This is a genomic window from Streptomyces sp. NPDC055025 (assembly GCF_053608565.1).
This window is the reverse complement of sequence record NZ_JBSGVS010000039.1, coordinates 76,111-91,149: the sequence shown is the minus strand read 5'-3', so window position 1 is coordinate 91,149 and position 15,039 is coordinate 76,111. Positions and strand designations below refer to the sequence as shown.

The window sequence follows — 15,039 nt, the reverse complement described above, 5'->3', positions numbered from 1 at the left end:
GCCCTGGCTGTTTCACGTGAAACAGCCAGGGCCGCGCCGCTATAGGGAAGGACCTTGCACGCGACACCGGGCGTACGGCGGATGTGGTGCTCCGGGTGGAGCCCGTACCGGAGTCTGGAAGGATGGGGGAGACGATGACGTCGCCCCCAGGTCAGGGACCCCAGTCAGGGACAAGCACCTCACACCCGTACATCACAAGGAGCGGCCCGATGCCCATCGCAACCCCCGAGGTCTACGCCGAGATGCTCGACCGGGCGAAGGCAGGCAAGTTCGCCTACCCGGCCATCAATGTGACGTCGTCCCAGACCCTGCACGCCGCGCTGCGCGGCTTCGCGGAGGCCGAGAGTGACGGCATCATCCAGATGTCCACCGGCGGTGCGGAGTTCCTGGGCGGTCAGTACAACAAGGACATGGTGACCGGCGCGGTCGCCCTCGCCGAGTTCGCGCACGTGGTCGCCGCGAAGTACGACATCACGGTCGCGCTGCACACCGACCACTGTCCCAAGGACAAGCTCGACGCCTATGTCCGTCCGCTGATCGACATCTCCGCCGAGCGGGTGCGGGCCGGACGTAACCCGCTCTTCCAGTCGCACATGTGGGACGGCTCCGCCGAGACGCTGGCCGACAACCTGGCCATCGGTGAGGAACTGCTCGCCAAGGCCGCCGCCGCCAAGATCATCCTTGAGGTCGAGATCACCCCGACCGGTGGCGAGGAGGACGGCGTCAGCCACGAGATCAACGACGAGCTGTACACGACGGTCGAGGACGCGCTGCGCACCGCCGAGGCGCTGGGTCTGGGCGAGAAGGGCCGTTATCTGCTGGCCGCGTCCTTCGGCAATGTCCACGGTGTCTACAAGCCGGGCAATGTGGTGCTCCGTCCCGAGCTGCTCAAGGACCTTCAGGAGGGTGTGGCCGCCAAGTACGGGAAGGCCGCCGGCAGCCAGCCGTTCGACTTCGTCTTCCACGGCGGCTCCGGGTCCACGGCCGAGGAGATCGCCACGGCGCTGGAGAACGGCATCGTGAAGATGAACCTGGACACGGACACCCAGTACGCCTTCACGCGTCCGATCGCGGCGCACATGTTCACCAACTACGACGGTGTGCTGAAGGTCGACGGCGAGGTCGGCTCGAAGAAGACCTACGACCCGCGCACCTGGGGCAAGCTGGCCGAGGCGGGCATGGCCAAGCGTGTCACCGAGGCGTGTGGGGCGCTGCGCTCGACGGGCACGAAGCTCAAGTAGGCGCCGTGTGCTCGGGCCCGGCATCTTTCCCGGTGCCGGGCCCGAGTCATGCCGCGCCGTGGAGATTTCGTCGGCCGGGTCGCCCATGGGCTCCGGGGCGAGGATGATCCCCGTATGGAGATCAGGCTGTCCTCGGCCCAGGGCCGCTGGATCATTCTGACGACGGTGCTCGGTTCGAGCATGGCCCTGCTCGATTCCACCGTCGTCAATGTCGCGCTGCCCCATATCGGGAGGTCGCTCAACGCGGATCTGGCATCCCTTCAGTGGACCGTCAACGCGTACATGGTCACGCTGGCCGGGCTGATCCTGCTGGGCGGGTCGCTCGGCGACCGGTTCGGGCGGCGGAAGATCTTCGTGCTGGGGGTGGTCTGGTTCGCGCTCGGCTCGCTGCTCTGCGGGATCGCGCCGAACGCCGTCATCCTGATCATCGCGCGCGCCTTGCAGGGGATCGGCGGCGCGCTGCTCGTACCGGGCTCGCTCGCGATCATCCAGGCGAGTTTCCATCCGGACGACCGGGCTCGGGCGGTCGGGCTCTGGTCGGGGTTCGGCGGGGTCGGGGCCGCGATCGGCCCGTTCGTGGGCGGCTGGCTGGTCGACGGTCCGGGCTGGCGCTGGGTGTTTCTGCTGAATGTGCCGCTGGCGGCGATCTGTACGCCGGTGGCGCTGCGGCACGTACCGGAGTCCAGGGACCCGGCGGCGCACGGCCGGTTCGATGTGCTGGGCGCGGTGCTCGGCGCGGTGGGGCTGGCGTTGATCACCTACGCGCTGATCGGCAAGGACATCTGGTCCGGGCTGATCGGGGTGGCGGTCGCCGTGGCGTTCGTGACGGTCGAGCGGCGTCGTCCGGAACCGATGCTGCCGCCGTCGATCTTCCGCTCCCGGCAGTTCACCGCGGTCAATCTGGTGACGCTGTGCGTGTACGCGGCGTTCGGCGGTTTCTTCTTCCTCGCCGCGCTCCAACTCCAGGTGGTGGTGGGGTATTCGGCGCTCGGCGCGGGGGCGGCCCTGCTGCCGACGACGATCCTGATGCTGCTGTTCTCCGCGCGCTCGGGGGCGCTGGGGGAGAAGACGGGACCGCGGCTTCCGCTCACCGTGGGACCGCTGCTGTGCGCCGGAGGCATGCTGCTGATGCTGCGCGTGGACCGGGGCGCCTCGTACCTTCCCGATGTACTGCCCGCGCTGCTGGTGATGGGGCTGGGCATGGTGACCCTGGTCGCGCCGCTCACGGCGACGGTCCTGGGCTCCGTGGACACCGCGCGGGCGGGTCTGGCCAGCGGTATCAACAACGCGGCGGCCCGCGCGGCCGGCCTGCTCGCGGTGGCGGCCCTGCCCCTGCTGACGGGCATGGGCCCGGAGGCGTACCGCTCGGCGACCCAGTTCGGCGACACCTTCCGCCGCGCGATGCCGATCTGCGCGGGCATCCTGGTCGTGGGCGCGCTGATCGCCCTGGCGACGGTACGGAACCCGAAAACGGTCGGCGAGCAGCCCGAATGCAAGGTCCACTGCGGCCTGACGGCGCCCCCGCTGGAACCGAGGGCGCCAGGACGCTCCGCCGACGGAGGGGCCACGGACCGCCCGGCGACGGAGGGCTGACGCGGCAAGGCAGACTGTACGTATGGCCATCCATAAAGACCTTCTGGGGGGACCCCCTCCCACTCAGCTTCCTGACGATCCCGAGCCGCGTGAGCTGCTTGCCAACGGGACGCCGCCCGCCGAGGTCGCCGCGAAGTATCCGGCGTCGTCGCTGGCCTGGGCGCAGCTCGCCGACGGCGCGTTCGAGAACGGCCGGGTCGTCGAGTCGTACGCGTACGCCAGGACCGGTTACCACCGCGGGCTCGACTCCCTGCGCCGCAACGGCTGGAAGGGGCACGGTCCCGTGCCGTGGGAGCACGAGCCGAACCGTGGCTTCCTCCGTGCGCTGCACGCGCTCGGACGGGCCGCGCAGGCGATCGGTGAGCAGGAGGAGTACGAGCGCTGCTCCACCTTCCTGCGCGACTCCTCGCCGCTGGCGGCCGACACCCTCGGCTGAGCCGGCGGCCGGGGGCCGGGGGCCGGCGCCCTCGGCCGACAGTCTCGGCCGACAGCGGCGGACACTCTCGGCCGGCAGGCGCCGATGTCCTCGGTGGACAGGTGCCGCGCGCCGTGTTCCGCGAGTGAAGTCGTCCGGTTGAGAACGGAACCTTTCGAAGGCCCCGCCCGTCTGCCAGGGCGCGGGCCTTCGGTCGTCTGTACGATCGCACGCCCCGCGGATCCACCGTTCGCACCCGCCGGCCCGGGGCACCCCAGTCGTATCTCCCCTCGGCGCCGGTCTCAGCAGGGGAGAAGTCCCGTCTTGGGCAAGCGCGCCATCACCCGTCGAGTCGGCCGTCGTGGCCGTAACCGGGGTCGCCGCGGCAACCGCCGCCAGCTCGGTCCCCTGGCCCTCGGCGGGCTCGGCCTGGCGGGCGTGATCGTCCTCGGCGGCGCGGTCTTCGCGTTTCTGCCGGGCGGCGACGAAGGACCCTCCACGGCCGGCGAGGTCGCCGACGTCCTCGTGGACCCGTCCCGGACCGCGCCCACCGCGTCGGCGCCCCCGAAGCGCCCGTCCGCGTCTTCGTCGTCCTCGTCGCCCGCGCCCGGCGCTGGCGCCGGTTCCGGTGAGGCGGGCCCCTCCACGTCCGTGCCGCCCGCCGCCCCCCGCTCCTCCGGCCCGCCCCCGCCGCCCCGTGTGCCCGCCTCGGGACCCGGCACCTTCACCACCGCGCGGACGGAGGGCGGCAGGGTCGGCTCGGGGCCGCTGCGCCGCTACCGGGTCCAGGTCGAGAAGGGGATCGACATATCCGCGGCGGAGGCCGCCGCCGAGATAGAGCGCATACTCGCCCACCCACGCGGCTGGGCCGCGCACGGCCGGGGCTCCTTCCAGCTCGTCTCCTCGAACGCCGACTTCGTCATCCGTATCGCCACCCCGGCCACCGCCGACCGGCTCTGTCTGGCCCAGGGGCTCAACACCCACGGCGAGCTGAACTGCGAGACCGTCGACGGAGTCGTGGTCAATCTGCGCCGCTGGGTGCTGGGATCGCCGACCTTCGACGGCTCGGCCGCCCACTACCGGCATCTGATCATCAACCACGAGGTCGGCCATGAGATCGGCCTGCGCCGGCACCTGGGCTGCTCGGGCCCCGGCCGGCCCGCGCCGGTGATGATGCAGCAGATCAAGGGGCTCAACGGCTGTGTGTCCAACGCCTGGCCGTACGACGAGAACGGGAAGTACATCACCGGGCCGACGGTCTGAGCGCCGGGAGTCCGAGCGCCGACGGTCTGAGCGCCGGGAGTCCGAGCGCCGACGGTCTGAGCGCCGGGAGTCCGAGCGCCGACCGTCCGGCCGCCCCTTGCCCTGACCCCTTGTCCCGACCCCTCTGCCCCGACCCCTTGCCCTGACCTCGGGCGCGGGCTCCGGCTTATGATGCCGGGAGGGGACCGGGGCTCCGTAACCACACGGAAAGGGGCGGACCGCTACCCGGCAGCCATATCGAGGAGACAGCGATGTCGTACGCCCCCGATGCCCCCGGAGCCGGTTCGGAAGCCCCGAATCTCGACTTCGCGGGGACGACCCCGTACGAGGACTACGTCCAGGCCGACGTCCTCACCCACTTGCAGCACCTCCGCTCCGAGGACCCCGGCGAGATGGTCTTCCTCGTCACCACCCAGGTCATGGAGCTGTGGTTCACCGTCCTCGTCCATGAGTGGGAGACCGCGTCCCGCGCGCTGCGCGAGGACCGTACGCGCGTGGCGGTCGACGCGCTGAAGCGCTCCGTACGGGAGCTGGAGGCGCTCAACGCCTCCTGGCGGCCGCTCGCCCAGCTCACACCCGCGCAGTTCAACTCGTACCGCGGCGCGCTCGGCGAGGGCTCCGGCTTCCAGTCGGCGATGTACCGGCGGATGGAGTTCCTGCTCGGCGAGAAGTCCTCGTCGATGCTCGTCCCGCACCGCGGCGCCCCGCGGGTCCACGCGGAACTGGAGAAGGCGCTCCAGGAGCCCAGCCTGTACGACGAGGTCCTGCGGCTGCTCGCCCGGCGCGGGCTGCCGGTGCCGGCGGAGGTGCTCACCCGCGATCTCGCACGGCGGTACGAGCCGTCGCCCGCCGTCGAGGAGATCTGGGCCGGGATCTACGCGGACCCCGACCAGCACAGCGAACTGATCCGGCTCGGCGAGGCGCTGACGGACGTCGGTGAGCTGGTCTGGCGCTGGCGCAACGACCATCTGGTGGCGACCCGGCGTGCGATGGGCTCCAAGACCGGTACGGGCGGCTCCGCGGGCGTCGCCTGGCTGGAGAAGCGCGCGACGAAGAACGTCTTCCCCGAGCTGTGGACGGCGCGCAGCCATGTCTGAGCCCGCGATGCACGAGTCCGCGATGCACGAGTCCGCACCGGCCGAGTCCGCACCGGCCGAGTCCGCACCGGCCGAGCCCGCCGTGTCCGAGTCCGCCATGTCCGGGTCCCCGGCCGCACCGGCCGAGTCCTCCGCCGTACCCGCCGTACCCTCCGAGCCCGCCGGGCCCCTGGTCGCTGCGACCGGGTCCCTGGCCGTACGGGCCCGGTCGCTGGGCGCGCGGGCCGCCGCGCTGGACGCCGCCGACGCACTGGCCGGCCGGCGCGAGCTGTTCGCGCTCGACGACGACTCCGTCTATCTCGACGGCAACTCGCTGGGCGCGCTGCCCCGCCATGTCCCCGAGCGCCTCCAGGAGGTCATCGGCCGTCAGTGGGGCGAGCTGCGGATCCGCTCCTGGACCGAGGGCGGCTGGTGGGAGGCGCCCGAGCGGATCGGCGACCGGATCGCGCCGCTCGTCGGCGCCGGTCCTGGCCGGATCGTGGTCGGCGACTCCACCAGCGTCAATGTCTTCAAGGCCGTGGTGGCGGCCGTACGGCTCGCGGGCCCCGGACGGGACGAGATCCTCGTCGACGCCACGACCTTTCCCACGGACGGGTACATGGCCCGCTCCGCGGCCCGGATGACCGGCAGCCGGATCGTGCCCGTCGCACCGGCGGAGCTGCCCGGCGCGCTCGGGCCGCGTACGGCCGTGGCACTGGTCAACCATGTCGACTTCCGTTCCGGCCGGCTGCACGATCTGCCGGGAATCACCGCGGCCGTGCACGAGGCCGGGGCCCTCGCCCTCTGGGACCTGTGCCACAGCGCCGGCGCGCTGCCGGTCGGACTGGACGAGCACGGTGTGGATCTCGCCGTGGGATGCACCTACAAGTATCTGAACGGCGGGCCAGGGGCCCCCGCCTTCCTCTATGTGGCCGAGCGCCATCAGGACCGCTTCGACTCCCCGCTGCCCGGCTGGAACTCGCACGCCGATCCGTTCGCGATGACCGGGGACTTCGCGGCGGCGGAGGGAGCCGTACGGGGCCGGGTCGGCACCCCCGACATCCTCTCCATGCTGGCGCTGGAGGCGGCCCTCGACGTCTGGGCCGGGGTGACGGTGGAGGCGGTGCGTGAGAAGAGCCTCGCGCTCACGGACTTCTTCCTGGAGTGCGTGGCGGCGTACGCGCCACCGGGCCGGGTCGCCTCGCTGACCCCCACCGCCCATGCCGAACGCGGCAGTCAGGTCGCCCTGCGCTGCGCCGAGGCGCCGCTGGTCATGGAGACGCTGATCGCCCGGGGGATCGTCGGCGATCTGCGCAGACCGGATGTGCTGCGCTTCGGATTCACCCCGTTGTACATCGGTTTCGCCGATACGGAACGGGCCGCGCGGGTGCTCGGGGAGGTCCTCCGCGAGGTCCCGGCGGGGCCGCTCGCGTAGCCCCCGGACCGGTGCGGGGGCCGGGGCGGGACCCGCACCGGGACTCGGGGTGTGATCGACCCCCTCCAGGGCTGATACCGTCCCCGCTGATCAGGCCAATTCGGCCCCCGTACCGAAAGGTTGGCGCAAGATGCCGGACCCCGCCGCGCACGATGCCGTCGCTCGTGACGCCGCAGAGACCGAGTCGGTCTTCGCCCATCCGGTCGTCCGGCCCGATGCCAGCGCCGCGTACGGCGACCACCCTGATCAGGTGATCGACTTCTACGCTCCCCGGGCCAACCAGGAGCGGGTGCCGCTCGTCGTCGTCCTGCACGGCGGCGCGTGGCGGGCGCCGTACGACCGCGGGCACCTCACCCCGTTCGCGGACTTCCTGGCCCGCCGGGGCTTCGCCGTCGCCAATGTCGAGTACCGGCGGGGTCCCGCGATCGCGCGGCAGGAGAGCGGCGCCCCGGTCGCGGGACGGTGGCCGGAGACCTTCGACGATGTGGCCGCGGCGATGGACGCGCTGCCCGCGCTCGCCGCGGAGGCGCTCCCGCAGGCGGACGCCCGGCGGACGGTGGTCACCGGGCACTCCGCGGGGGGCCATCTCGCGCTCTGGGCGTCGGCCCGTCATGTGCTGCCCGAGGGCTCGCCCTGGCGGCTGCCGGAACCGCCGCCGCTGCGCGGAGTCGTCGCGCTGGCGCCGATCGCGGATCTGGTGCGGGCCGTGGAACTGGATGTGTGCGGCGGGGCGATCCACCAACTGCTCGGCGGCGAGGAGGAGTTCAAGCGCCGCAGGGAGAGCGCGGATCCGGCGGCGCTGCTGCCGACGGGGATCGCGACCGCCGTGGTGCAGGGCCGTACGGACCTCACCGTGCCCTACGCCGTCGCCGAGGAGTATGTGGCCGCGGCGGCCAGGGCGGGCGAGACGGTCGGGCTGACGCTGCTGGAGGACGTCGGCCACTTCCCGCTGATCGATCCGGCGGCGGACGCGTGCGCGGTGGTGGCGGAGGAGATCGCCCAGCTCGCGTGGTGAGAGCGGCGGGAGCGGCGGGAGCACGTGCGCGCGCCGTGCACGCCGGGAGCGCCGGGAGCGTGCTTCCACGCCCGTAGTGTCCGCCGCTCTACCGCGCCCGCCGCGCCTGCCTCCCGCGCCCGCGCCTGCCTCCCGTGCCCGTGCCCGCGTCGCCCCGCGCGTGAGGCGTCGCACAGCGTGGGGCGCGGGTCGCCGCTCCACGGCTGGTGGGAGCGTGTAGTACCTGCGACGGACGGAGAAGGATCCGCTTCCGTGGTGACGACCCCCTCCGCCCCTGCCCCTACCGTGGCAACGTGACCGAGACAGATACCGGGAAGACCCGGAGCCCCGAGTTCCGTCTGGCCGAGGGAGCGTTCAGCAGCCTGCGCCAGGACCTCTTCCACGATGCCTTCGCCTACCGCCCGCTGGCACCCATGCGGACGGACGGCCCGATCACCCGCCGGCTGCCGGGGCGGATACGTGAGCGCGCGGTCTGGACCCCGCACGCCCTGGTCGTGGCGGGCGCCCTGTTCGTCGCCTTCATCGGCTTCGTCGACGGCTCCCTGCGCGAGCTCCTGCCGGTGGTGCCGGTCGTGCTGACGCTGGTCAGACCGGTCGGCGCCTGGTGGCTGGCCCTGGGGCTGTCCGCCGTGCTGAGCGTCCTCAGCTTCGGGCATCTGCCCTGGACCGCCAGCGGCTTCGCGGGCTACCTCCTGGTGATGACGGTGGTGGCGGCCCGTACCCGGCCGCGTGTCGCCGGGTGGATGTGGGTGGTCACGGCGGCGTACTCGCTGTTCGGTTCCGTCTTCCTCGACCGGTACGGGAACGGCGGCTCCAACGCCGCGCCCATGCTCTTCGTCTCCGCGCTCGTCCTGCTCACCGTGAGCATGCTGCATGTCCGCCGGGAGGCGGAGCAGGAGGTCGCCGCGCAGCAGAGCGTCACCGCCGTCGAACGAGACCGGCGCACGCTCCTGGAGGAGCGCACCACCATCGCCCGTGAGCTGCACGACGTGGTCGCGCACCATATGTCGGTGGTCGCGATCCAGGCCGAGGCGGCCCCGTACCGGGTGGAGAATCCGCCGCCCGAGCTGGAGCAGGCCTTTGTCACGATCCGGGAGAACGCCGTGGCCGCGCTGACCGAGCTGCGCCGGGTGCTCGGGGTCGTACGGGCCGAGGACTACCAGGCCCCCGACGCCCCGCAGCCCACCCTCGCCGATCTCGACGGGCTGCTCGGAAACGTCAGGGACGCCGGTCTGACCGTGGAGAAGACGGTCACCGGCGCGGTGCGCGAGCTGCCGCAGGGCGTGGAGCTGTCGGCGTACCGCATCGTGCAGGAGGCGCTGAGCAACGCGCTGCGGCACGCGCCGGGGTCGACCGCGACGGTCGAGATCGCCTATGTGCTCGGCGGGCTCGGCCTGCGGATCGTGAACACCGCGCCGCGGGGCCTGGTCAAGCCGTCGCCCGGCGCCGGGCACGGCATCACCGGGATGCGGGAGCGGGTGTCCATGCTGAACGGCGAGATGACCGCGGACCTCACCGAGGACGGCGGCTACGAGGTCGCGGCCTTCATCCCGGTGGCAGTCGAGCGGGACGGGGAACGGGACACGGAGCGGGACGGAAAACGCGACGGAAAGCGCGACGGGAAGCGGGCTTCGGAGCGCGACGGAAAGCGCGATGGGAAGCGGGCCTCGGAGCGGGACGGGGAAGCGGCATGACGATCCGGGTTCTGATCGTCGACGACCAGGTGATGGTCCGTGAGGGCTTCTCGGTGCTGCTGAACGCGATGCCGGACATCGAGGTCGTGGGCGAGGCCGTGAACGGCCGCGAGGCGGTCTCCCAGGTCGCGGCCCTGCGTCCCGACGTCGTGCTGATGGACATCCGAATGCCGGAGCTGAACGGCATCGAGGCGACCCGTGAGATCGTCACGGCGGACGCCGACGCGAAGGTGCTGGTGCTGACCACCTTCGACCTGGACGAGTACGTGTACCAGGCGCTGCGCGCCGGGGCCTCGGGCTTTCTGCTCAAGGACGCCTCCGCGCGGCAGCTCGCCGACGGCGTACGGGTGGTGGCCTCGGGCGAGGCGCTGCTCGCGCCGACCGTGACCCGGCGGCTGATCACGGAGTTCTCCAAGCTGGCGGATACCCCGAGGGCGCCCGCGATGGCCCGGATCGGGGATCTCACGGAGCGCGAGACGGAGGTGCTGGTCCTGATCGCCCAGGGGCTGTCCAACGCGGAGATCGCCGAGCATCTCGTGGTGGCGGAGTCCACGATCAAGACCCATGTCAGCCGCATCCTGGTGAAACTGGGACTGCGGGACCGCACACAGGCGGCGGTGTTCGCGTACGAGGCGCGGCTGGTCACACCGGGATGAGCCCGGGGCGGGGCGAGCCTCCACGCTGAGGCGGCGTGTACCGCGAGTACCGCGAGTACCGCGCGTATCGCGCACCGGCCCACTCTGTCCACAGGCTGTGGACAGAGTGGAGTGGCCCGGCCGTGTCACGTCGCTCAGGTCAGCAGGTCCCTGCGCCGCAGGCCCGCCAGGCCCGCCGCCGTCAGTGCCGCCGCGACCGCCGTCAGTACGAGGACCGGGGGCCATGTCATCTCCGCGCCCGGGAGCTTGGGGAGATGGCCGAACGGGGACAGGTTCATCGCCCACCGCGGGAGATCGAGCGCCGGGCCGAGCCAGCCCAGGGCCAGGGCGAGGCCCGCGACCGCCCAGCCCGCCACGGCCGCCCGCGGGAAGACGCCGTACAGCAGGACCACCAGCGCGCCCAGCACCCAGATCGCGGGAATCTGTACGAGCGAGGCGCCGAGGATTCCCGGCAGGTCCTGGCCGTATCCGAGGGAGAGGCCGAGACCGCCGAGGAGCATGATCAGGACGGCGCCGCCGAAGGCGATCAGCAGATGGCCCGCCGCCCAGCGCAGCCGGCCGACCGGACCCGCCAGCACCGGTTCCGCGCGCCCGCCGGTCTCCTCGCCGTACAGCCGGAGCACCGAGGAGACCACGTACAGCGCCGCGACCATGCCGAGCATGCCGGTCATCGCGGCGAGGAAGGAGTCGGTCAGCCCCTGCCGGCCGCCCATGCGCTCGAAGATCTCCCTGGCCTGCTCGTTGTCACCGACCAGTTCCGCGGCGCCGCCGGTGATGGACCCGAAGACGAGCCCGGCGAGCAGAAAACCGGCTCCCCAGCCGAGGACACCGCCGCGCTGGAGCCGCCACGCGAGCGCGCCCGCCGTGCCGAGCCCGCCGTGCGCCGGTCCGGGCCGGGCGGGCAGGAAGCTCATCCCGATGTCGCGCCGGCCCGCGAGCGTGTACGCGATGACGGCCTGCACGGCGATCGAGCCGAGCGGGATCAGCAGCACCCACCACCGCTCGTCGGCGAACGCGCGGACGTTCTCGGCCCAGCCGAGCGGGGAGAGCCAGGTCAGGACGGAGGACCCGGCGTCGGACGAGGCGTCGCCCGCGGCCTTGAGCACATAGGCGGCGCCGATGACCCCGGCCGTCATGCCCTTCGCGAGACGCGCGTTCTCGGTGATCTGCGCGGCGATGGCGGCCGTGCAGGCGAAGAGCATGCCGACGCACGCGGTGGCGAGACCGAGCGCCAGCGCGCCGGCGAAGTGCCCGCCGCCGCCCCCGGCGCCGGGACCGCCCCCGGTCCCGTCCGTGGTCCCGTCCGTGGTCCTGGCGTAGCCGGCGACCGCCGCGGTGATCACCAAGGCCAGCGCGGCATTGGCGGTCAGCGCCGTGAGCAGGGCGCCGGTCAGTGGCGCCCTGCGGCCGACCATCGCCGAGGAGAGCATCTCCTGACGGCCCGTCTCCTCCTCCTCGCGGGTGTGCCGTACGACGACGACCAGGCTCATCACGGCGGCGAGCGCGGCCCCGAAGCCGACCATGCGCCAGGCCGTGAGCCCGCCGAGGGAGTCGCTGAAGACAGGGCCGTAGAGGGCGCGCACCGAACTGTTGGTGGTCATGGACCGCGCGACGTCGGCCCGTTCGGCGGCGGTGTCGTACAGCGCGGAGAAGGACTGCGCGACGGACATGAAGGAACCGCCGATGACGAGCACCCAGACCGGGATCATGATCCGGTCGCGGCGCAGCGCGAGCCTCAACAGCGTTCCGGTGCCCGCGAGTTGCCGGGAGCCGCCGGCACGGGTCACCGGTACGGCGACGGCGGTGGCGGTCATCGCGGCACCGCCGCGCCGGTCTCGCCGGAAGCGCCGGAAGTACCGCGGGCGTTGGTGTCGGTCGCGTCGGTGGCGGTGCCGGTGCCGTCGGGGCCGTCCGCCGCGTAGTGGCGCAGGAACAGCTCCTCCAGCGTGGGCGGTGTGCTGGTCAGCGAGCGGATACCGGACTCGGAGAGCGAGCGCAGCACCGCGTCCAGTCGATCGGTGTCGACCTGGAGCCTGACCCGGTGCCCCTGGACGTCCAGGCCGTGGACGCCGGGGAGCCGGGCCAGTCCGCCGGGCGCGCCGACGAGTTCCGCGCTCACGCTCGTACGGGTCAGATGGCGCAGCTCGGAGAGCGAACCCGACTCGACCGTCACGCCCTTCCGGATGATGCTCACCCGGTCGCAGAGCGCCTCGACCTCGCTCAGCACATGGCTGGAGAGAAGCACGGTCGTGCCCCGCTCGCGCTCCTCCTCGACGCAGCTCTGGAAGACCTCCTCCATCAGCGGGTCGAGTCCGGAGGTCGGCTCGTCGAGGATCAGCAGATCCACGTCGGAGGCGAACGCGGCGACGAGCGCGACCTTCTGGCGGTTGCCCTTGGAGTACGTACGCCCCTTCTTGGTGGGGTCGAGCTCGAAGCGTTCGATCAGCTCGGCCCGCCGCGCCGGGTCGAGCCCGCCGCGCAGCCGCCCGTACAGGTCGATGACCTCTCCGCCCGAGAGGTTCCGCCACAGCGTGACATCGCCGGGTACGTAGGCCACGCGCCGGTGCAGTTCGACCGCGTCCTGCCACGGGTCGCGGCCCAGGAGCCGCGCCGTGCCCGAGTCGGGCCGCAGCAGCCCGAGCAGGACCCGGATGGTGGTGGACTTGCCCGCCCCGTTGGGACCGAGGAAGCCATGGACCTCACCGGTCCCGACGGCCAGGTCGAGGCCGTCCAGCGCATGCGTGCGGCCGAACGACTTGTGCAGTCCGGTGACGCTGATTGCCTTCGTCATGCTTCGGAAAGTACGCTACCTTCAGAAACTTGTGAAGTTAAGGAAGCGTAAAAAGAGTCACGTTAAGATCGGGAGAATCGGGAGCGCCGGGGCGGGCGCCGAGCACGGGAGACGATGGGGCGATGAGCAGCGAGAGCCGTGAGAGCCGTGAGGACCGGGGAGACCGTGAGGACCGGGAGAGCGGTGCGGGCGGCGAGGGCGGTGCTGGCGGTGAGAGCGGCGAGAGCGGCGACGCGCGGCCGGAGAGCGGTCCGCGGCGCGACGAGCAGGCCGTGTCCCGCTTCGTCGAGCGCTTCGCGGCCGAGATGACCGAGGCCGGGATGCAGCGCACGGCGTCCCGGGTATTCGCGGCCCTGCTCGCCTCGGACGACGCGAGCATGACCTCCGCCGAGCTGAGCGAGCGGCTGGGCATCAGCCCCGCCGCGGTGTCCGGGGCGGTCCGCTATCTCACCCAGGTCAGCATGGTCAGCAGGGAGCGCGACCCGGGCTCGCGCCGTGACCGCTACCGGCTGCACAACCAGATCTGGTACGCCAGCCTCACCCAGCGGGACTCGGTGCTGACCCGCTGGGAGCAGGCCTTGCGCGAGGGCGTGGAGTCGCTCGGCAGGGAAACCCCGGCGGGCGCGCGGGTCGCGGAGACCGTGGCCTTCTTCGAATTCCTCCAGAAGGAAATGCTGTTGCTGCTGGACCGCTGGAAGGAGCACCGGGAGACGCTGACGCCGAATCCGGGCAACGCCTCACGGCGGCCGGAAGACGCCTGACGGCGGAGGACGGCAGCAGGGACTGACGGCGGCGGACGGCGGAGCGCGCCTGACGGCGGAGGACGGCAGAGGACGGCAGAAGGCACCTGACGGCGCCTGACGGCGGACGGCGCGGACTTCCGCTGTCGCTCGCGCCTACGGCCTGAGCGGCGCCGAGTTCGGCAGGGTCAGCTCCCACGCGCCCGGCCGCAGCGTCCATGTCCGTGTCCGCACCGGCCCCGTCACCCGCGCGTCCGCGCGATAGCGGAAGTCCGCGCCCGAGACCGTCACCGAGAGCGCGCTCGCCGTGACCGGCTCGGGCGACGCGTACGTGCGGATCACCACCTCGGCCCGGCCGCCGCGTGAGCGCACCGTCACACCCTCGACCGGCTCGTCCAGATCGTTCAGCAGAACGCCGTCCGCCTCCACCCGCAGCCGGTGGGCCTGGCCCCCGAGGGCATGCGGAGCCGGTCGTACCAACGTACGCACCAGCGACCGGCAGGCGTGCCACACCGACGCGGCCACCAGTGCCCCGCCCGCCGTGGGCAGGGCCGGCAGGGCCGGGATACGGAGATCCCCCAGCACCACGCCGTCGCTGTCGTCGACCAGCAGATCGAGACGGCGCACCACCCCGTCCAGCACGGCGCGCGCCGCCGCGACCGCGCCCGTCGGCACGCCCAGCGAGTGCGCCAGCTCCACGGAGACCCCCACCGGCACCAGCGAGAGCGCCCCCGAGGCCAGCTCCCGCTCCCGGTGGAGCAGGGAGACCGTACGCAGCAGCGCGCGGTCGTCGCCGATCACCACGGGCCGTCTGCCGTTCCGTCTGGCCAGCGCCCGCGCGAACTCCTCGGGACCGTCGGGGAAGCAGAACTTCACCGAGGCACCCGCGCTGAGCACGTCCTTCGCGATCCGCACCGATTCGCCGTCGGTCCGGCTGGCGACCGGGTCGATGACCACCAGAAGCTGCTGCGCGCCGCTCTCCGCGGGCTCTGGAGCCAACAGCTCGGTCCTTCCTTCGGGTAGCATCTTTGTGCAAGAGCCCCTTGCGCTATTGCGCCAGGGGCTTCGTCTATTCCGGGGCACCGGTTCGACGGTCAGGGCCGACTCGTACAACGTCGTG

13 protein-coding genes are annotated in these 15,039 nt (G+C 72.3%); 10 read left to right on the top strand and 3 right to left on the bottom strand.

Annotation, left to right across the window (positions count from 1 at the left end):
• Window positions 1-209 precede the first annotated feature (209 nt).
• From fbaA to ACWGDX_RS23710, 9 genes are all read left to right on the top strand, one after another.
• The gene (gene fbaA, locus ACWGDX_RS23750) at window positions 210-1,241 is read left to right on the top strand and encodes a class II fructose-bisphosphate aldolase (RefSeq protein WP_453628537.1); all 1,032 of its coding nucleotides are present in this window, start codon (window positions 210-212) and stop codon (window positions 1,239-1,241) included.
• Between the two features lie 114 nt (window positions 1,242-1,355).
• A complete protein-coding gene (locus tag ACWGDX_RS23745; RefSeq protein WP_453628535.1) occupies window positions 1,356-2,834 on the top strand; it encodes an MFS transporter in 1,479 nt (492 codons plus the stop codon).
• A gap of 22 nt (window positions 2,835-2,856) precedes the next feature.
• Complete coding sequence (locus ACWGDX_RS23740) at window positions 2,857-3,270, top strand: DUF3151 domain-containing protein (RefSeq protein ID WP_365903415.1); 414 nt, start codon at window positions 2,857-2,859, stop codon at window positions 3,268-3,270.
• Between the two features lie 303 nt (window positions 3,271-3,573).
• Entirely contained in the window at window positions 3,574-4,512 is a 939-nt protein-coding gene (locus tag ACWGDX_RS23735) for a DUF3152 domain-containing protein (protein WP_453628533.1), read from the top strand.
• A gap of 251 nt (window positions 4,513-4,763) precedes the next feature.
• Entirely contained in the window at window positions 4,764-5,609 is an 846-nt protein-coding gene (locus ACWGDX_RS23730; RefSeq protein ID WP_453628531.1) for a tryptophan 2,3-dioxygenase family protein, read from the top strand.
• Window positions 5,602-7,023, top strand: a complete 1,422-nt coding sequence (gene kynU / locus ACWGDX_RS23725) for a kynureninase (protein ID WP_453628529.1) — start codon at window positions 5,602-5,604, stop codon at window positions 7,021-7,023. Before ACWGDX_RS23730 ends, kynU begins: the two co-directional genes overlap by 8 nt.
• 130 nt (window positions 7,024-7,153) lie before the next feature.
• Window positions 7,154-8,038: an alpha/beta hydrolase gene (locus tag ACWGDX_RS23720; protein ID WP_453628527.1), complete on the top strand. Its 885-nt coding sequence runs from the start codon at window positions 7,154-7,156 to the stop codon at window positions 8,036-8,038.
• A 293-nt stretch (window positions 8,039-8,331) separates the two neighbouring features.
• Window positions 8,332-9,732 (top strand): sensor histidine kinase, encoded by a 1,401-nt coding sequence (locus ACWGDX_RS23715; protein ID WP_453628525.1) that lies wholly within the window; start codon window positions 8,332-8,334, stop codon window positions 9,730-9,732.
• Window positions 9,729-10,388 (top strand): response regulator, encoded by a 660-nt coding sequence (locus tag ACWGDX_RS23710; protein ID WP_453628523.1) that lies wholly within the window; start codon window positions 9,729-9,731, stop codon window positions 10,386-10,388. The genes ACWGDX_RS23715 and ACWGDX_RS23710 overlap by 4 nt, the downstream gene beginning before the upstream one ends.
• Before the next feature lie 134 nt (window positions 10,389-10,522).
• On the opposite strand, the gene ACWGDX_RS23705 is transcribed toward ACWGDX_RS23710, so the two are convergent.
• Together ACWGDX_RS23705 and ACWGDX_RS23700 are read right to left on the bottom strand one after the other, a co-directional pair.
• A complete protein-coding gene (locus ACWGDX_RS23705; RefSeq protein WP_453628521.1) occupies window positions 10,523-12,202 on the bottom strand; it encodes an ABC transporter permease in 1,680 nt (559 codons plus the stop codon).
• The gene (locus tag ACWGDX_RS23700) at window positions 12,199-13,179 is read right to left on the bottom strand and encodes an ABC transporter ATP-binding protein (RefSeq protein WP_453628519.1); all 981 of its coding nucleotides are present in this window, start codon (window positions 13,177-13,179) and stop codon (window positions 12,199-12,201) included. Before ACWGDX_RS23700 ends, ACWGDX_RS23705 begins: the two co-directional genes overlap by 4 nt.
• Window positions 13,180-13,484: 305 nt before the next feature.
• Between ACWGDX_RS23700 and ACWGDX_RS23695 the strand changes: the two genes are divergently transcribed.
• Window positions 13,485-13,940 (top strand): GbsR/MarR family transcriptional regulator, encoded by a 456-nt coding sequence (locus ACWGDX_RS23695; RefSeq protein WP_453628550.1) that lies wholly within the window; start codon window positions 13,485-13,487, stop codon window positions 13,938-13,940.
• Between the two features lie 135 nt (window positions 13,941-14,075).
• Here ACWGDX_RS23695 and ACWGDX_RS23690 read toward each other — a convergent pair whose 3' ends face one another.
• Window positions 14,076-14,945 (bottom strand): diacylglycerol kinase, encoded by an 870-nt coding sequence (locus ACWGDX_RS23690; RefSeq protein ID WP_453628518.1) that lies wholly within the window; start codon window positions 14,943-14,945, stop codon window positions 14,076-14,078.
• Window positions 14,946-15,039 lie beyond the last annotated feature (94 nt).